This is a genomic window from Porphyromonas sp. HMSC077F02 (genome assembly GCF_001815465.1).
GTDB lineage: Bacteria > Bacteroidota > Bacteroidia > Bacteroidales > Porphyromonadaceae > Porphyromonas_A > Porphyromonas_A somerae.
Window position 1 is genome coordinate 662 of record NZ_KV820665.1, and the last position, 19,388, is coordinate 20,049.

At 46.3% G+C, this 19,388-nt stretch carries 15 protein-coding genes; 2 read left to right on the forward strand and 13 right to left on the reverse strand.

Annotated elements, in window-relative coordinates; all coding sequences use genetic code 11:
- Nucleotides 1-32 precede the first annotated feature (32 nt).
- The gene (gene metK, locus HMPREF3027_RS04340) at nucleotides 33-1,316 is read right to left on the reverse strand and encodes a methionine adenosyltransferase (RefSeq protein WP_070707250.1); all 1,284 of its coding nucleotides are present in this window, start codon (nucleotides 1,314-1,316) and stop codon (nucleotides 33-35) included.
- A gap of 283 nt (nucleotides 1,317-1,599) precedes the next feature.
- Between metK and HMPREF3027_RS04345 the strand changes: the two genes are divergently transcribed.
- Both HMPREF3027_RS04345 and HMPREF3027_RS04350 read left to right on the forward strand, forming a co-directional pair.
- On the forward strand, nucleotides 1,600-3,774 hold the full coding sequence (locus tag HMPREF3027_RS04345) for a peptidase domain-containing ABC transporter (RefSeq protein WP_070707251.1): 2,175 nt from the start codon (nucleotides 1,600-1,602) through the stop codon (nucleotides 3,772-3,774).
- On the forward strand, nucleotides 3,764-4,219 hold the full coding sequence (locus HMPREF3027_RS04350) for a hypothetical protein (protein WP_070707252.1): 456 nt from the start codon (nucleotides 3,764-3,766) through the stop codon (nucleotides 4,217-4,219). The genes HMPREF3027_RS04345 and HMPREF3027_RS04350 overlap by 11 nt, the downstream gene beginning before the upstream one ends.
- 603 nt (nucleotides 4,220-4,822) lie before the next feature.
- Here the strand turns inward: HMPREF3027_RS04350 and HMPREF3027_RS04355 are convergent.
- From HMPREF3027_RS04355 to HMPREF3027_RS04410, 12 genes are all read right to left on the reverse strand, one after another.
- On the reverse strand, nucleotides 4,823-5,272 hold the full coding sequence (locus HMPREF3027_RS04355) for an ATP synthase subunit C (RefSeq protein WP_021903543.1): 450 nt from the start codon (nucleotides 5,270-5,272) through the stop codon (nucleotides 4,823-4,825).
- Between the two features lie 58 nt (nucleotides 5,273-5,330).
- Entirely contained in the window at nucleotides 5,331-7,190 is a 1,860-nt protein-coding gene (locus HMPREF3027_RS04360) for a V-type ATP synthase subunit I (protein ID WP_070707253.1), read from the reverse strand.
- The gene (locus HMPREF3027_RS04365; protein WP_018027987.1) at nucleotides 7,187-7,804 is read right to left on the reverse strand and encodes a V-type ATP synthase subunit D; all 618 of its coding nucleotides are present in this window, start codon (nucleotides 7,802-7,804) and stop codon (nucleotides 7,187-7,189) included. Before HMPREF3027_RS04365 ends, HMPREF3027_RS04360 begins: the two co-directional genes overlap by 4 nt.
- 22 nt (nucleotides 7,805-7,826) lie before the next feature.
- Nucleotides 7,827-9,155 (reverse strand): V-type ATP synthase subunit B, encoded by a 1,329-nt coding sequence (locus tag HMPREF3027_RS04370; RefSeq protein ID WP_018027988.1) that lies wholly within the window; start codon nucleotides 9,153-9,155, stop codon nucleotides 7,827-7,829.
- A gap of 26 nt (nucleotides 9,156-9,181) precedes the next feature.
- The gene (locus HMPREF3027_RS04375; RefSeq protein WP_070707254.1) at nucleotides 9,182-10,948 is read right to left on the reverse strand and encodes a V-type ATP synthase subunit A; all 1,767 of its coding nucleotides are present in this window, start codon (nucleotides 10,946-10,948) and stop codon (nucleotides 9,182-9,184) included.
- A gap of 24 nt (nucleotides 10,949-10,972) precedes the next feature.
- Nucleotides 10,973-11,941 carry a DUF2764 family protein gene (locus tag HMPREF3027_RS04380; RefSeq protein ID WP_083317506.1) on the reverse strand — a complete coding sequence of 323 codons (969 nt, stop codon included), beginning with the start codon at nucleotides 11,939-11,941 and terminating at the stop codon, nucleotides 10,973-10,975.
- 22 nt (nucleotides 11,942-11,963) lie between these two features.
- Nucleotides 11,964-12,578 (reverse strand): hypothetical protein, encoded by a 615-nt coding sequence (locus tag HMPREF3027_RS04385; protein WP_070707256.1) that lies wholly within the window; start codon nucleotides 12,576-12,578, stop codon nucleotides 11,964-11,966.
- A 146-nt stretch (nucleotides 12,579-12,724) separates the two neighbouring features.
- On the reverse strand, nucleotides 12,725-13,597 hold the full coding sequence (locus tag HMPREF3027_RS04390) for a DUF4296 domain-containing protein (RefSeq protein ID WP_070707257.1): 873 nt from the start codon (nucleotides 13,595-13,597) through the stop codon (nucleotides 12,725-12,727).
- Nucleotides 13,584-14,282 (reverse strand): lipoprotein signal peptidase, encoded by a 699-nt coding sequence (locus HMPREF3027_RS04395; protein ID WP_246830526.1) that lies wholly within the window; start codon nucleotides 14,280-14,282, stop codon nucleotides 13,584-13,586. Before HMPREF3027_RS04395 ends, HMPREF3027_RS04390 begins: the two co-directional genes overlap by 14 nt.
- A 14-nt stretch (nucleotides 14,283-14,296) precedes the next feature.
- Complete coding sequence (locus HMPREF3027_RS04400; protein ID WP_018027994.1) at nucleotides 14,297-14,674, reverse strand: TraR/DksA family transcriptional regulator; 378 nt, start codon at nucleotides 14,672-14,674, stop codon at nucleotides 14,297-14,299.
- Nucleotides 14,675-14,704: 30 nt separating this feature from the next.
- Nucleotides 14,705-18,109 (reverse strand): isoleucine--tRNA ligase, encoded by a 3,405-nt coding sequence (ileS, locus tag HMPREF3027_RS04405; RefSeq protein WP_070707259.1) that lies wholly within the window; start codon nucleotides 18,107-18,109, stop codon nucleotides 14,705-14,707.
- Nucleotides 18,110-18,478: 369 nt separating this feature from the next.
- On the reverse strand, nucleotides 18,479-18,874 hold the full coding sequence (locus HMPREF3027_RS04410; RefSeq protein ID WP_070707260.1) for a rhodanese-like domain-containing protein: 396 nt from the start codon (nucleotides 18,872-18,874) through the stop codon (nucleotides 18,479-18,481).
- Nucleotides 18,875-19,388: the final 514 nt, after the last annotated feature.

Genomic DNA, 19,388 nt, shown 5'->3' on the forward strand with positions numbered 1-19,388 from the left:
AACGCAGCAGATCGCCTTCGTGCAACAGTCTCTTAGAAGAAAGCTTTCTTCATCTCATCAACCAACGACAGCTGCTCCCAAGTAAAGAGCTCCACCTCCTTATCCACAGCCTGTCCGTATGGGTCATCAAAATGCTTTATCACACTACGAGGCGTACGCCCCATGTGACCATAGGCCGATGTCTCCCTATAGATAGGGTGCTTCAGCTTAAGCGACTCCACGATACTGTAAGGGCGAAGGTCATAGATCTCAAGTAGCTTCCTAGCAATTTCAGAGTCACTATACCCCACATTGCTACGCCCATAAGTATCCACAAAGAGACTCACCGGCTCCGCAATACCAATCGCATAAGCCACCTGTATCTTCACCTCATCAGCCACACCAGCAGCCACAAGGTTCTTAGCGAGGAAGCGTGCTGCATAGGCTGCCGATCTATCTACCTTCGAACTATCCTTTCCACTAAAGGCACCACCACCGTGCGACGACTTCCCGCCATAGGTATCCACAATAATCTTACGACCCGTTAACCCCGTATCTCCAGCAGGACCACCGATCACAAACTTACCAGTTGGATTGACGTGAAGGATCACCTTATTATCAAAAAGCTTCTGCACCTCTGGCGAATACTTCTCCACCACTCGAGGGAGCAAAATAGAGTGGATATCACGCTTTATCTGTTCCTGCATGATCCTATCAGCCTCCTCCTGCGAAAGCCCCGCATGAGGCTTCACAAAGTCATCGTGCTGTGTACTCACCACAATTGTATGCACACGCTCAGGGGTACGGTCAAGGTTGTACTCTAGCGTCACCTGACTTTTAGCATCGGGGCGAAGGTAAGGCATCAAGTCTGGCTCCTCCTTACGGATACGAGAGAGCTCCTGAAGGATTGTATGAGATAGCTCAATAGGGAGTGGCATATAGTTGTCACTCTCCTTAGTGGCATACCCAAACATCATCCCTTGGTCGCCAGCACCTTGCTCTGCAAGCTCCTGACGCACCACTCCACGGTGAATATCAGGGCTCTGCTCCTTAATTGCCGTGAGGATACCACACGAATTGCCATCGAAGAGATACTCCGCCTTATTGTAACCAATATCATTGATCACCCCTCTCACTACCGATGGGATATCCACATAAGCCTGCGATGAAAACTCACCCGAAATCATCACCTGTCCAGTGGTCACGAGGGTCTCACATGCCACCTTACTCTCCTCATCAAAAGCAAGGAACTGGTCCAGGATTGCATCCGAAATTTGGTCGGCTACTTTGTCAGGATGTCCCTCACTTACCGACTCTGAAGTAAATAAATAACTCATAATAAAACCATCTGTCTTATATAAGGCCAAATAGACGAGGCAAGAACTCTCAACAGATAGCTAAAGGGGTGTCAAAAACCAGTCCGTCAGAAGATACAGTGACTGGTAGGGTCACTCATTTAGCATTTTTTACCGTGGTTGCAAGCAAGCACAAATCTCTCCACGACTATCTAGCGATAATATTAATAATTTCTTTCGTTTGGCAAAGGTAGCAAAATTGTTGGCATCCGCCACAAGAATAACCTCTAAAAATGATTAACTTTGAACTTCCAAACGATTCGTTATGAAAAAGAACAGATTGATCACCTCATGCGCGACCAATGGAGATAGCGGTTTGGCCTGCCTAGCTATGGTGGCAACCCACTATCACATCACTCTACCCTCATCCTTTTTCGAGCAGAAAGTGTCAAGCACCCTCACTACCCTTGCCAAGCATGCCGAAAGCCTAGGGCTGAGAAGTATCGGAGGTCACATCTCAAAAGAGAAACTGGCCACCCAAGTCCAGCTTCCTTGTATCATTCCATGGAGTAATGGTGGCTTTGTGCTACTTGAGAAGGTAAGCAAAAAGTGGAGAAAAGAGCGTACATACCATATCATTGACCCTGGCAACTCTAGAGAAGCCTACCAAAGCTATGACGAGAGCGACTTCCTCACATACTGGGGCAAAGGAGGTCTTGGTGCTGCACTACTACTAGAGCCATCACCATTGCTACAATCACCAAAGGTCACCAAAAGCAAACTCGCCTTCCTCTGGAGCTACCTACAGCGATACCGCTCCCTCTTTATCCAGATTATGCTAGGTCTATGGGTTGTAGCACTACTTCAGCTGCTCTTGCCATTTCTCACACAGGCAGTAGTCGACTATGGTATCGGGCAGCGGCAAATCAGCTTTGTATGGCTCATACTCATCGCTCAACTAATGCTGGTATTCAGTCGTACCGCAATAGACCTCTACCGAGATGTCATCTTACTTCATATCGCTTGCCGTCTCAATATATCGCTCATCTCCGACTTCTTCATCAAGCTGATGAGACTCCCTATCGCCTTCTTTGATCAGCGACAATTAGGTGATCTCCTCCAAAGGATTGAAGACAATCAGCGGGTGCAAAACTTCCTCACCTATAGCCCTATCAGCTTTCTCTACTCCCTCTTCACATTTCTACTATTCAGCACTGTCCTCGCCCTATATCAATGGGGTATCTTCCTCGTTTTCATTGCTGGAACTGTAGTTTATGTCGTTTGGAAAGTCCTTTTCCTCAAAAAGCGGAAGCAACTAGATTACCAGCTCTTCGAAAAGGAGAGCAAAAATAGCAACGTCACTTACCAGCTCATCAATGGCATGCAAGAAATAAAACTACAAGGTTGCGAACAGCCAAAGCGGTGGGAGTGGGAGCATGCTCAAGCGGGTCTCTTCAAAGTCCATCTCAATAGCCTCAACCTCCAACAAACTCAGGCCGCTGGCTGCACCGCCATCAGAGAGATCAGCAACGTCATCATCACCATTATCTCCGCTACAGCCGTCATCAATGGAGACCTAACACTCGGTATGATGCTAGCCATCCAGTCCATCGTCGGGCAACTCAATAGCCCCGTAGAGCAACTCATTGGATTTATCTACTCTTGGCAAGATGTCTGCATCAGCCTTGATAGGATCCAAAAGATTCACCACCATGGGGATGAAGATAGCGATACCTTTTTCCGCACCAGAGGACCAATAGAAAGCGATATCCACCTAAGCCATCTCTCCTTCAAGTATCTACCTAATAGCCCAAGAGACACCCTACACGACATCTCACTCACCATACCTCACGGCAAGGTTACCGCCATCGTAGGGCCAAGCGGAAGTGGCAAAACCACCCTGCTCAAGTTACTTTTAGGGTATTACCAAGCCTCAAGTGGAGAGATAAAACTAGGAGCCAAACCTCTAGATCAATACAGCCTAGAGTGGTGGCGTGCCCAATGCGGAGTAGTGATGCAAGATGGCTACCTATTCTCCGATACCGTGGCAAAGAATATCGCCCCTACCAATATACAACCCGATGAAAAACGACTACAAGAAGTCATCCAGTTAGTGGGTCTCACCGACTGGATTGCCCAGCTTCCCAATGATATTAACACCCTCATAGGCGGAGAAGGGCAAGGAGTGAGCGAAGGGCAAAAACAGAGAATACTCATCGCAAGGATGCTCTACAAAGAGCCAGACATACTACTTTTAGACGAAGCTACTAGTCATCTTAATAAAGATAGAGCCACCCAATTGATAGAGCAGATTTATCACCAATCAGAGGGTAAAACTATCATTGTGATCGCCCATCAACTAGCTACCATTCAGCAAGCCGATCAAATCATATACCTCAGCAAGGGTCGGATTATAGAGCAAGGTACCCACCAACAGCTTATGGAGAAGAAAGGTGAATACTACAGACAAGCACTTAAGGAGTATAACCATGAAAAGTAATAAAGAGATAGATATTGTAGGCAAAGTACCCTCTAGCCTTACCGCAGTAGGACTTTCACTCATTGCCCTTGCACTAGCTGGCATCATAGTCACCACCTACTTACTGCCCTACGAGCGGAAGGTAAATGGTACAGCTACGCTCAGAGACCTAAGCCCCTCCAACGACAGTATAGAGGGGGTCCTCCTACTAAATCTCCAAGAGGAGCTGCCCAGTAACCTAATGAACATATCCGACATTCCCATTCAGCTACAAGCAGATGATAGGGTTATCAATGCCACACTCCTTGGCATCACGCAAATAGACAGCACCAATACCTACCAAGCTAATTGCCTGATAGCTTCCACAGACACCATATTTCTCCACGTCCAAGAGCTTACCGCCACCCTCCATATCACCCCTACCAGCTTCACCCAAAAAGCCTACTCCCTTTTTATCGCCAATTAATCCCCACTGAAATAATCCTCCTGGTAAAGGAAAACTTATCAACAGAGAATGTTGCACGAAGTGCCATTCTCGCACATTTGCTTCAAAATGTGCTGAGACCTTGTACGAAGGATGAGATGCAAGGCGCTGAGGATGAGGGCGAAGGGAGCGTACTCACGTACGTGACCTAACCCGAATTCCGATAGCAACGCCGCAGATCGCCTTCGTGCAACAGTCTCCAACAATACAGAGACTGATGCACGAAGCCTCACGTTCTAGTTAGGAGAGCAAAAGTTGAGTTGTAACAAAGCATTTGCTTTGTTGCAACTAACCGATTACTTTGTTGCAACTCGGGAAACGCCAAAATATACGCCTGGTTATCAAGCATTTACAAATTCACTCCCTACAGTCCATATTTCATTGTAATTCGATATTCATAAAATTCCCATGAAACATTCTCAGACAATATGGGACAAGTGTAACTCTTACACGCCAACCTTGAGAAAGTTACATTCGACCATCGTAGACATCTCATCACAGTGAGGGGGGAAAAGTGGGAAAAACAAGATCCCTCACTTGTCAAAAGGCAAGTGAGGGATCTATAATTATTGTGGTGCTCTAAGACTAGATTGTACCTAGAACCAATATGCTCACCAAGAGTGATAGGATGGAGTATAGCTCAGGGAACACAGCCATCACCATAGTTGCGGCGAATACATCGTGACCATCAGCTGTTGCTGCGATACCATTGGCAAGGATACGACCCTGTCTATTGGCAGAAGCAACTCCTACGATACCAAGAAGCAGTCCAAGGATGAGTATTCCAATCGCGGTTTGGAACGTCATCTCAGGAGTAATCTTACTAACTGCAAAGAAGTAGCCGATAAATCCATAAAGACCCTGTGAAGAGGGAAGAGCAGAAAGACCGATATACTTACCCATTTGGGTAGGGTCTTTGCGCATTGCTCCGATCACCGCTTGACCTGTGTAAAAAAGTCCGTACGCACTACCAATACCGCTGACACCTACCATCATAAAGATGCCGAGGTATGCTAAGATTAAGTTTAATTCCATAAGAAGTTGTTTGTCTTAGTTGTATATAAATTCTTTTGTTGTTTCTCAATTATCCCACTTACTCTTCATTTGATTTGATCTCTCGAAGAGGATTGTAAGCTTTTCCGCCTCCTTCGTATTGCGAGTTATTAAAATACTCCACAAATATCAATCGTATAGGGTGTACCAGTGCTCCGATGGTGGTCAGTGCAAAATTGATGCCATGACCAATCAGGAGAATAACAGCTCCAATAGGTATTGCCAGGAATATTGGTAGCCCAGCAGTGGCCATCCCAGCAAGTTGGTTAAAGACGCCACCTAGCACAGCTCCCGTAAGTCCGATAGCAAATAGGCGGATATAGGAGAGGGTATCTCCCAATAGACCAGTTGCCGCATTGTACGTATCCCACAATCCAGCCCCAAAGTTGACGAATATGTTTTTGCCAGGGCTATTGTAGAAGAGTACAAGTAGTACACAGATCCCCACAAAGCCATACAATACATACTCTAGCCACTGAGGTAGGGTGATATCTACCATTGGCAATCCAAAGAGCAGTCCCGCTGCAATGATTAGAGTAGGCCATGCGTATGAAGAGAGGGCATGCTTAAAGCCAACCTGCTTGGTCCGCTTTAGTGCTCCGATATACTTAGCAAAGATGATCTGTATCACACCGAGTGCCAGTGAGATCACCATCATATTCTCGGACGAGATGAAGTACTCCTTGATCGAGGCGAGGAAAGGCACTTTGACCAGCTCAATGCCGAAGAAAGAGCCACTCAAAAATCCCATTACTAGTCCACCAATTCCTAGCCATTGAATCAGTTCTAGAAGCATCTTCTTGGACTCCTTAGCCTTACGCTTCAAGATGGTAGCCACAATAAAGGTGAGCAAACCATAGCCGGCATCACCAAAACAGATACCAAAAAAGATCATAAAGAATGGAGCAATATAGGGAGTTGGGTCAAGCTCTCCATAATTAGGCAGAGAAAACAACTCCACTATTGGCTCAAAAGCTTTAGCAAAGCGATTATTATGCAACTTGATTGGCACTTCGCTCTCATCACCTACCTCCAGTTCAGTAAAGGCAACGCCACTATCCTGAAGGTTTTGCTCCATCTCCTTAGCAATTCTCTCAGGCACCCACCCTTCAAGGATCACCAACTTATCGCCATAAAGCCGCTCTCCTTGAAGATTGGCATTGCTCATATTGTAAGTGTTAAGCAGCGTTGCCATCTCCTCGTCAAGGACCTCTGGATGATAAGCTAAATACTTTTGGGTATTCTCCAGCAACTGCTTCTTTTCGTGTAGCAATTCCTCATCATGCCTCAGATGGCTGAGACTCTCCTTTGGCAGCTTCTGAAGATCTGCACCCTCTAATGTAGGAGGTGCCTCTGTAGGAGAAACCGTAACGAAGTATATATATCGCCCTTGGTCAGCTATTTTAATAGCTTGATATGCTTCTTCCCACGCTGGGTCATAGCTATTTTGCTGAGCCACCCAAAAGTGGAGGTGATGGCCTGACTCACGTAGCTTGGCAATGAGCTTAAGATCAAAGTCACCCCAGACCTCTAGCTCCTTTTGCTTTTGCTCAACTAACATCAACTGATCGGACAGCTCCTGTAGCTTGTCAAGGGTCTCCTTATAGCTCTCAGTATAGAGGGTATATTCCTCTAGCACCTCCTTAGGGAGCTGGTCGTGAGCAATATCATCTCTCGTCTCCCCTTCTGCCAATGGATGACCATTGCGGAAGGTAGTGAGCCGTTGCTTGAGTTGCTTGATATCCTCCTGCTTCTGTAGATTTTGAGCAAAAGAGGCTATCTCCTTTGGATTGGTACGCTCCTTAATGTGTACCACTCCAAGTGCACGTAGTTGCTTCAGAAAAGATTGGTATTCTGGCTCGTAAACAAAGTAGGAATACCGCTTCATTGTTTCAATCATAGCTCTTCTCCTTTCCTTTCTTTAGCTTTTTCCTCTATATTGGCTCGCATTATCTTTTGTGACGCCTTAGAGAGTGACTCCTCATCCTCTAAGTAGCGCTTGATTTTGCGAATAGCATCTTGGTAGCCAGGTATCTGCACCTTCTCAAAGAGATTAACCTTTTGAGTGGTCTTCCTACGAGCATGATCCAGCAAGTCTAGCTTGATGCGTCCGACCTCTGCTTCTATCCCAATGGTCGCCATAGATTTAATGAGCTGTGTCCCCTCCATAAACCACGATGGAGTAGTCAACAGACTAAAGGGGTGCACTTCAAAGTCAATCTCTCCAAGCTCCGGTATCTGCACGCCCGCAAATCGCTTGATATGGATCTCCACATCATTCACTTGGACTATAGAGGGATCAAACTCATTCCAAAGGGCTACCATACTATCAAAGCTCTGCATACTCTCTTCTAGTTTCCGCTCCATCGCTTCCACATGGTCTTTGGTTCGCTTCACCTCCATTCGGAGGGCACTCTCCTTACTCTTAATGGTAGGGAGAGCTCTTTCGCGAACCTTAAGTTGCTTGCGTTGCTCTTGTAGTGAGGTCTTATTGTATTGAAATTTTATAGCCATTATCTCTATCTCCTAAGAGCCCTTATTGAGCACTATTAGGCCAATACTTATCTACAAACTCTTGGCGGATATTTACCTCGGCAGGTGTAAAGTGCTCTGCAAAGAGAGACCAAGCAGTATCAAGCATCTCTGTAGTATCAATATTGACATCAATAGAAAGCAAATTTCTTGAGTACTCTCGAGCAAAGGCTAGAGCCCGCTGGTCATAATCGGTAAGGTCAAATCCATTCTCCTGCTTTGTTTGTGCATTGGCCGCATCAGCATATAGTCGCACAGAGGCATTCATCACTTGTGGATGATCCTCTCTTGTCTTTTTTCCAATCACCAATTGCTTAAGTCGCGACAAGCTTCTGAATGGGTCCACAATCACCTTACCCACATCGCTATCATGTCTTAGATAGAGCTGGCCCTCAGTGATATATCCAGTGTTATCTGGCACAGCATGGGTAATATCTCCACCTGATAGAGTAGTGACAGCAATAATAGTGATAGAACCACCGTCGGGGAATTGCACCGCTTTCTCGTAGATCTTAGCAAGGTCAGAATAGAGAGAGCCTGGCATAGAGTCCTTGGATGGGATCTGGTCCATCTTATTAGAGACGATTGCCAAGGCATCGGCGTAGTTACTCATATCAGTAAGAAGCACCAGTACTTTTTCTTTTTTCTCTACTGCAAAGTACTCAGCAGCAGTCAGAGCCATATCAGGGATCAATAGTCGCTCAACTGATGGATCCTCAGTGGTATTGACGAAACTCACGATACGGTCAAGGGCACCAGCATTTTGGAATGTATTACGGAAGTAGAGGTAGTCATCATTGGTCAGGCCCATACCTCCGAGGATGATCTTATCAGACTCCGCACGCATCGCCACCGTAGCCATAACTTGGTTGTAAGGCTGGTCGGGGTCGGCAAAGAATGGAATCTTTTGACCCGTCACAAGGGAGTTGTTGAGGTCGATACCTGAAATACCAGTAGCGATTAACTCCGAAGGTTGCTCACGTCTAACAGGGTTGACAGATGGGCCACCAATCTCTACTTCACGCCCCTCCACCTCAGGTCCGCCATCGATGGGCTCGCCATAGGCATTGAAGAAACGCCCAGCAAGCTGCTCACTCACTTTTAGAGCAGGAGCGTGACCTAGAAATATCACCTCAGCATTGGTAGGGATATCTTCTGTTCCTCTAAATATCTGAAGGGTTACCTCATCACCATATATTCGCACCACCTGAGCTAGCTTGCCATTAACGAGAGCTAACTCATCAAATCCGACATCCTTAGCATTGAGGGTACAGGTTGCTTTGGTGATTTTAGTCACCTTGGTATATATCTTCTGAAAAGCTGTTGTTGCCATACTTTTACTATCTCTTTCAAAAAGTTTTACTCTGCTCCCTCTTCACTTTGGTTGGCTACCAATTGGTTCGCCTCCGCCAAGTACTTCTCAAATTGCTCACTCTTATACTCAGAGTAGTTCATCTGCTTCAGCAGGTTGATTAATCGCTTAAAGAAGTCAGAGACCTCTTCAAAGTTGTCAAAGGCAAAGTTCTTAGCACAGATGCCCATCACTAGCCTCATCATAAATCCCTGACGCTCAAGGGGAGTAATCTGGTCGATATCGTCGAATGCATCTTGCTGGTAGATGATAAAGTCAATCAACTCCGACTTCCAGAAGGTCTCGTGGTGGTCTAGTGGCACACCATCATCGCCCAAGATATTGATTTGCTCAGCCACTTCACGACCTCTCAGCATACGTCGTTTTGCCTCTTCTACAAGGTCAAGCCAACCCTCACCAGCACGCTTAGAGATATCCTCTCTAAACTCTGGATACTCTATGTACTTAGAGTAACTCTCAATAGGATTGACTGCAGGGTAACGCTTACGGTCGGCACGGTCCTGCTCAAGAGCATAGAAGCATCGAGCTACCTTTTGGGTATTCTCCGTCACAGGCTCCTTTAGGTTACCACCCGCAGGGGAAACAGTACCAATAAAGGTGATGGATCCGGTCTTGCCATTATTAAGGTAGACAAAGCCGGCACGTGCATAGAAGTTGGCGATGATAGCCGAAAGGTCCATAGGGAATCCATCAGGTCCCGGAAGCTCCTCTAGTCGATTGGACATCTCACGGAGTGCTTGTGCCCATCGTGAAGTAGAGTCGGCCATAAGAAGTACTTTCAGTCCCATGCTTCTATAATACTCTGCCATGGTCATAGCGGTGTATACTGAAGCCTCACGTGCGGCCACAGGCATATTGGAGGTATTGGCGACGATGATGGTACGCTCCATCAACTTACGACCTGTATGAGGGTCCTCTAGCTCAGGGAACTCCTTAAATATCTCCACCACCTCATTGGCACGCTCACCACAGGCTGCCATAATCACGATATCTGCCTCGGCCTGTTTAGAGATTGCGTGCTGAAGCACCGTCTTTCCTGTACCAAATGCACCAGGGATAAATCCTGTACCTCCCTCCACAATTGGATTCATGGTATCAATGACACGCACCCCAGTCTCGAGCAGCCTAAAAGGTCTTGGCTTCTCTTGATAGGCATTATTGGCTTTCTTTACTGGCCAACGCTGTACCATCGTCACATCATGGTCGTTGCCATCAGCATCCTGAAGTACAGCAATCACGTGATCTACATTGTACTCTCCTTCGGGGACAATGCTCTTAACGGTGTAGCTCCCTTCAAAAACGAAAGGCACCATAATTTTGTGGGGCTGGAAGTTCTCATCTACCTCCCCTAACCAACTAGCGGCTTCCACACTATCTCCCACTTTGGCAAGTGGCTTAAAAGCCCAAAGCTTCTCCCGATCCAGAGGGTCGGTATACTGACCACGACTCAGGAAGACGCCTTCCATCTTATCGAGGTCATTTTGAAGACCATCATAATTCTTTGATAGCATACCTGGACCTAGCTGTACTTCCAACATATGTTGCTCGAAAGTAGCTATATCACCCACACGCATACCACGCGTGCTCTCAAATACTTGCACAATGGCATGATTTCCCTCCACCTTAATTACCTCTGCCATCAGGTCACGCCCTTTCACTGTCACGTAGCAGATCTCGTTTTGTGCTACTGGGCCGTCTGCGAGGATGGTCACGAGGTTGGAGACCACTCCTATCACCTTGCCGGTTGTTTTCATTTGTATCTTGTGTTTATTTATCTATCAACTTTCGTGTGTGTGCTTTACATCTATTCTCTTCGCCTTAGCTACCTGCTTGAGCTCTCTTTTGAAGTCTTGCATCTCCTCTCTAAATTCACCATTAAGAGTGGCTACAATCGTCTTGAAGCGTTGCTCACCTTGAACCTTATCAAGCTTCTCCCAACGCTCAAGTATCTGAAGCTTCAGCAGATAGGTGAGCATTGCATTGATTGAGAAAATGTCTGTAAAGGTTACCTCATCTAGCAGGTCCCACTTGTATTCATCAATTCTCTCCTCTCGGATAGCCAAGTCCTTCTCATCGGCGATCTTACGCATCGTCTCAACCATCTCACCCTCTGGCAAGTAGGCAATTTCATGCCAATTGCCCTCTCGTAAGAGCTGATGAAGGGGGCGCGTACCAAGAATATATTGCTCCCTTTTTAGCTTGAATTGGTCAGCAGTTATGACTGCAAATATGGCTGCGATATCATACTCCAAAGCAAACCATTTGCGTAAAAAACTATTGCCATGCTTCTGAATATAGTCGGCATATCCCATCAAAAGTAGATCGCTATAAAAATAGGACTGCTTGACCCCCTCCATCTGCTCCTTAAGGTAGGTAGTAACGAAGTCAATCATATATTGGGGATAGACGCCTTTAGGTAGTCGAGGGTACTCAAGCTCTTGGTAAATGGTCACTGCATTACGCTCTGCCTCTAATCGCTTACTTATCGAGTCAATCAAAGTCCTCAATTTCTCCTCACCAAGTACATAGAGTTTACCCTCCTCTTCAGTTGCGGAACTATCACGAAGGAGTTGCAAAAGGAGGGCGTTGTCTTCTCTTAAGAGAAGCAACTCCACCTGTCGGCGATCTCGCTTGGTTGCCTGCTTTAGGAGGATATCTACAAAGTCTTTACTGGTGAGGGCATGATTGCGATAGTCGCCCTTTTTGAGCATCGGAAGTTGAGCCCCTAGTGTATAGTATTCACTCATGGTCTGTCCTTCTTCAATCAGGTTATGCGTTCTTCTCTCCCCCAAATAAGATTTCACGCATACGTGGACGCATAAATTCTGTGAAGTACTTCGTAAATGCCTCTTTGCTTACATTTATCTTGTAGTCTGCCCCCTCTGGAGAGATATCAAAGTTAGCTGCCTTACCAGCCACCTCCTTAATCGTTACTCCATTATCAAGCACCTCTTTGGCCTTAGATCGGATATAGCTCTCCAATGCCTCTGCATCGCTAGTGGTGATCTCTACCCCCTTTGAGTTATCATTAAGGGTCTGCTTAGCCATTTCCAATACCACCTGGTATAGAGACTCAGGCTTAGCAAAAGTCTCATCAATGGCTGCTTTGACCGCCTTACTATTGACCAAGTCGGTAATCTTAAGGAGAAGAGACTCCTCTGCGCCATTAACCATATTCTTCACCTCAGTAACAGATTGTTTCCTGATTTGCTCTGCTTCTGCTGTGGCATTGGCTATAATGGCTTTGGCTTTTTCTTCCGCCTTCTCCACCACTGCTTTGCTCGAACGCTCAGCATTAGCTACGATTTGACCTGCTTCGGCATCAGCTTTAGCTACGCCATCCTTGTAAATCTTCTCGGCTAACTCTTGAATTTTATTGTCCATAAACTACTTATTATCTCTTCCGTCGCTATTATAGGTTATCAGAGCAAAGCTCTGTATTTTTTCAAAGCTACAAATAATATTATTCCCTACCAACGATAATTTGCTATAATAAGAAAAATTATACTTTGTTCGTACTGAAAGTGGGGCTAATTGGCTTCTAGTGGCTCTTCTGGCTCTAATTCTTGTTGGTTTTCTACAGGGAGTGCCTCATCATTTGCTGTCTCTTCGTTCTCGGGCTCATTAGATTCCTCACTAGTTCGCAATTCCTCTTCCTTCTTGGCTAAAGATATCTGCTGAAGGTAAAGGGGGTGATTACTTTTCTGCAATTTTAGGAAAAGCGTGAAGCGAGGATTTGGGGGCAGACTATCGGGTAGAAGTAATCTGCTCTCCAGACGAAGCGAATTAGTTAACAATGAGGTTGATATTTGCGAACCCTTTATTTTATCAAACCGATACCCATCTTGATTTACGATCAGCAACTGCACTTCTATATCAAGCGTATCGGGTAACTCCCCCACCCCTATAGCACTCCAGAGCAGTGAGTCTGAGGGCTGTAGATCCTCACTATTGTATATTGACTGAGTATATATAAACAGTCTCTCCTTAGCAGGAATGTAGAGCCGTTTGTCTGTGGACCAAAAGCTCTCCCCTGGCTCAAACCGCACTCTATATTTATGTATAGAGTCGGTAAGAAAAGTATCCACCACGGCTTTTGAAGCCTCCAATTCGGCATTGATTTGCGTATAGATGTCGGATAATTTGTGGGCATTGGCAGAGTACCAGACGAATGAAGAGTCGTACTCGGCACGAGTTACCCCATGCTTCTTAAACACCCCTTCGTAGGATGAAATTGCAATAGAGTCAGAGTAATTATTCTGCTGTAAGTAAGCCTCAGTGAGAATCAGATCCTTAGTGATGGCTCTCATTTTCTTCTCTCCTAAGACATCAAATGGCTTTTGGCACTGAGTCATTAGGAGCATCAGTAAAAGAAATATGGTGCCCAGTCTAAGCCTCTTCATCTTCTTTAGTGGCAACTTTATCCTCTTCCACACTCTTCGAACCGCCTAGCAGATGGCTAAATGAATGGGCATAAAAAAGGATGAGACAGACAACCCCTACAGAGATGCAAGCATCCGCAAAGTTGAATATCGGTCTGAAGAATACCAATTCCTGTCCGCCCCAAAAAGGCATCCACTCTGGCCAAGTGGTATTGATGATAGGGAAGTAAAACATATCAACCACTTTGCCGTAAAGCCAATTGGCATACCCTCCTCCCTCGGGAAATAAGGTAGCTATCTGTCCATAACTATGTGAGAATATCTTTCCATAGAAAATGGAGTCAATGATATTACCGACTGCCCCTGAAAAGATAGCTACCATACAGAGTAGGAAACCAATAGAGTACCGACCCTTGATGATTTTAGCTACCAACCACGCAATGGCTACACTCGCCATTATGCGGAATATCGTGAGGAATAGCTTATCTATCACCTCCCATCCAAATGCCATCCCCGGGTTTTCAGTGAAATAGAGGTAAAACCAATCGGTCACATGAATGCTCTCACCAAGCATCAAGTGGGTTTTGATCCATATCTTGATAGCCTGGTCTATAAGTAGCAGTGCGAGAGCAAATAGAATAGCTATCCACGCACGCGACTTTGTAGTGTAGCGTGCATCTAAAGCCATTGTGGTTGAACGAACCATAAAAGACTTCCCTATTACTTATGTCCCGACTCCTTGGCCTCTATACTTAGTGTAGCGTGAGGCACAGCACGAAGCCGCTCCTTGGGGATAAGCTTTCCTGTAGCTCTACAGATCCCGTAAGTGCCATTCTCAATTCTCACAAGTGCCGCCTCAAGGTTCTTAATAAACTTCTGCTGCCTTGCTGCTTGGCTTGCAGTCTCCTGCTTTGAGAGGAGCATCGCACTCTCTGTAAGGTTTTTATACGTAGGGGTGGTATCGGTAATATCGTTACCATCATTCGTATCCAGCGTAGAGACCAGTAGGTCATAGTTGCGACGTGCCTTAGCTAGCTTCTTCTCTATTATCTCGCGGAATTCTTGTAGTTCCTCCGGACTGTAGCTATTCTTTTCCATATCTCTATCTCTATTCAAAACGTTCTTAACTTACTCAGCTTTATTAATCAGAATGGAGAGGCTCACCTCCTCATCTAGGTCTAGTGGCTCACCCTCATTATGGAGATCTCTCATCGTGATCTCCAAAGCTTGCACTTGGGTGGCGATATAGTCGTGATGAGCTTTGAGCACCTCCTCGATCTGACTATTATTCTCGAGTACAATATTTATCTTATCCGATACGTTGAAGTCCTTCGCCTTACGGATATTCTGAATTCTATTCACCAGCTCCCTTGCCAATCCCTCAAGTCGTAGTTCGGGAGTGATCGTCTCATCAAGTGCCACTGTAATGGCGCCCTCATTCTGTACCAGCCAACCTGGCACATCATCAGAGATCACCTCTACTTGGTCTAGGAGAATCTCCTTGCCAAGGTACTCCAACTTCCCATTATTCTGGAAGTCAATAATATCTTTATTCGACAACCCTCCGAGATAGGCTGCTACTTGCTTCATCTCCTTGCCAAAGACAGGGCCTAAAGCCTTGAAGTTGGGCTTAATCTTACGCTGAACCACATCGGCCGAAGTATCGGCAAACACCAGTTCCTTTACATTCACCTCATTAAGGATCAGCTCCTTCACCCTGTCAATTGCTTCGCGTGCTACCGCATCGTCGGTAAGCACTAAAAACTTAGAGAGTGGCTGACGCACCTTGATATCCATACGACGGCGAAGTGCTAGCACCATACTGCTGATTCGCTGTGCATAGTCCATCGACTCCTCTAGTCCCTTGTGGATCAGTGTTTCATCCGCTTCGGGGAAGGCCGTGAGATGAACCGATCTATCACCATTGGTAAGGTCACGATACAGACGATCTGCATAGAAAGGCGACACCGGAGCGATGAGCTTCGCAACGGTCACCAGACAGTGGTATAAGGTTTGGTAAGCAGAGACTTTATCCTCGCTCATACCCCCACCCCAGAAGCGCTTACGTGCTAGTCGCACATACCAATTGCTCAATTGATCATTTACAAAGTCCGAGATCGCACGTGCTGCCTTGGTTGGCTCATAGTCGTCCAAGTCAGTAGTTACCTCCTTAATCAAGCTATTGAGAGCCGAGATAATCCAGCGGTCTAGCTCTGGTCGTTTTTCGTAAGGAATCGCCTCACTCTCTGGGTCAAAATGGTCAATATTGGCATAGAGTGCAAAGAATGAATAGGTATTGAAGAGAGTCCCGAAGAACTTACGCTGCACCTCGTCCACCCCATCCATATCAAAGCGGAGGTTATCCCATGGAGATGAGTTACTAATCATATACCATCGGAGCGGGTCAGACCCCTTCTCCTCAATCGCCCCAAATGGGTCTACGCCATTGCCTAGGCGCTTACTCATCTTATTGCCATTCTTATCCAATACCAATCCATTGGAGATGACATTCTTAAAGGCGACACTATCAAAAATCATGGTGCTGATGGCGTGGAGCGTAAAGAACCACCCACGAGTCTGATCCACTCCTTCGGCAATAAAGTCGGCCGGATAGAAGCCGTGGTCATCAATCAGCTCCTTATTTTCAAATGGGTAGTGCAATTGAGCATAAGGCATCGCACCAGAGTCAAACCAAACGTCAATGAGATCCTTCTCACGGTACATAGGCTGCCCTGAGGCACTCACCAGTACAATCTCATCTACATAAGGGCGGTGTAGCTCAATACTTCCATAATTGTCGCTACTATTATCGCCCACCACAAATCCAGCATAAGGGTTCTGCTTCATCAGCCCCTTAGCAACCGATTTATCTATCTCTTTTTTGAGCTCCTCTACCGAGCCAATACAGAGCTCCTCACGCCCATCCTCTGTCCGCCAAATAGGCAGTGGGGTGCCCCAGTAGCGAGAGCGGCTTAGGTTCCAATCCTGAAGATTTTGCAGCCACATACCAAAGCGACCAGCTCCTGTACTTGCAGGCTTCCAATAAATAGTGTTATTTAGCTCCTGCATACGCTCCTTAAGGGCGGTACTGCGGATAAACCAACTATCCAATGGGTAGTAAAGAATTGGCTTATCGGTACGCCAGCAATGAGGGTAGCTGTGGCTCTGCTTTTCAATCTTAAAGGCAAGCCCACGCTGCTTCAGCTGCATACAGATAGATATGTCGAGCGTCTCATCCTTATCGGTGAGCTGCTCATCGTAGCTATTCTTTACAAATCTACCCTCAAACTCTTGATACGCCTTGGCATCCATCTTCTCACTTACGAAGTCAGGGTCTAGTTCCTCAAGGAGGAAGTACTTACCTTGTAGGTCCACCATTGGACGCTCTTTACCCTCCTTATCAAGTAGCATCAGAGCTGGCACCCCATGGGCATTCGCCACCTTTTGGTCATCAGCACCAAACGTAGGTGCAATGTGTACAATACCCGTACCATCTTCTGTCGATACAAAGTCACCAGTAATCACTCTATATGCACCCTCCCCAGGGTTTACCCAAGAGAAAAGTGGCTGGTACATCATTCCCTCTAGGTCACTACCAGTATAGGTCTTGATTACTCGATAAGGCATCACTTTCGCCCCCTTTTCGGGCATCTCCATAGGTAGCTCCGCCCCTTCTGGGTTGAAGTATGCCGAGAGTAGTGGCTTCGCCAAAATAGCAGTCATCGGCTCTAATGAATAGGGGTTGTAGGTCTGTACAGCCACATATTCAATCTTTGGTCCTACAGCAAGCGCTGTATTACTTGGCAAAGTCCAAGGGGTGGTGGTCCAAGCGATAAAGTAAGCCGTGCCGTGTGCAGTCAGCTCTTTTGCAGGCTCTTTGATCTCAAACATCACCGTCGCCATCGTATCCTTTACATCTCGGTAGGTGCCTGGCTGATTCAGCTCGTGAGAGCTAAGCCCAGTACCTGCAGCCGGCGAATAGGGCTGAATGGTGTACCCCTTGTAGAGCAATCCCTTCTCGTAGAGTTGCTTGAGTAGGTACCAGAGGGTCTCAATATAGCGATTGTCGTAGGTGATGTAGGGGTGATCCATATCCACCCAATAGCCCATCTTCTCCGTGAGGCTACGCCACTCAGCAGTGTACTTCATCACCTCCTCACGGCAAGCCTGATTGTACTCCTCTACACTGATTTTACTTCCGATATCGGCCTTGGTAATGTGCAGACGTTTCTCCACACCAAGCTCCACAGGTAGCCCATGAGTATCCCAGCCAGCTTTACGCTCTACTAGGTACCCCTTCATAGTCTTGTACCGACAAAATAGATCCTTGATAGTACGTGCCATGACGTGATGGATTCCCGGCATGCCATTGGCGGAAGGAGGTCCTTCGTAAAAGATAAACCTAGGTGCCCCTGCTCTCTCAGCTAGGGAAGCCTTGAAAAGATCTTCAGCCTGCCACTTCGCAAGCATATCTTTATTGATATCTGATAAGTTCAGTCCGCTATGTTCGGCAAATCGTTTGTTGCTACCCATACAAGTTATCGTTATTTGTAGATGGCTCTCGCCATCTTTTTACTCTTGATTTAATTAATGTGCAAATATACCTCTTTTCAATTAGATAGCCTTAGTACAGTCCGAGAACTTATGGGTACGCATTAGAGTTGCAAATAAACTTTTCGCTCGTCCACCACGTCCGACTTGTCTGACCCGTCCGACTTATCCGATCTGTCCGACTTATCCGATCTGTCCGACTTGTCCGATAAGTCACCCCCGATTAATCGCCCTCTAGTAAGGACCTCGAAGATCCTTACCCCATAGCCTCCCCCCTACGAATACCATACAGTAAGACCTTTCTAATGGCGTAACCCCAGCTCCATCTTGAGGGTACACACAATAATAGAGCTACTTCAAAACCGGATAGCCTGCATCTAACCACCCAAGTATACCGTCCTTGAGATTGACGATGCTGTAGCCCTCCTTTTCTAGTTCCTTGGCGGCCATCATACTCCTCTTGCCCGAACGACAGTAGAGATAAATTGGCTGGCTCTTGTCTAGTTGCTCACTTACCTTTTTCGTAAAGCTTGGGCCCTGCACATCAATATTGATCGCAGACTCTAGATGCCCCTCGGCAAATTCTTCCGCAGTACGGACATCAAGAAGCTGTACCTCTGAAGCCCCGCTAATTCGTTCTTTGAATGTAGCAGAGTCCACCGTCTCTATCTTTTGTGATGCTTGGCACGATCCAAAAAGCATTGTAAATATCCCCATAATGATGCTGTAGTAAAGTATTCGTTTCATTTATATCTCTAACGTTATTATCATTTGCATGGTGTACACCTAACTACACAAACATACCAATAATTGTACAGATATCAGACCATCACCGCCCCACCCTCAGGGGTTTCGCATTAGGGATTTACTAATGCGAAACCCCTAAGTATTCAGCAGATTTATTTGGTACGCAAAACATTTTTATTTTACGTACCAAATAGAAATACTTTAGGTAAGAAACAGAATCGTTTGATACACCGATTATTTTGGACTCCAATTTAGGGCCATTTGATATCTTGAGAATGTTGCACGAAGGATGAGATGCAAGGCCTGAGGATGAGGGCAAGGTGCACGCAGGGCACCAAGGCCCCACCGGGGCTGAAGGGAGCGTACTCACGTACGTGACCGAGGCCGAATTCCGAGAGCAACGAAGCAGTTCGCCTTCGTGCAACAGTCACAATAAACTATGAATATCAAAGTGCAACCCCTTCGGGGTAGTAGTTTGCAGTCTATTCCTCTTCCCAACCTTCTCCTCGCAGGT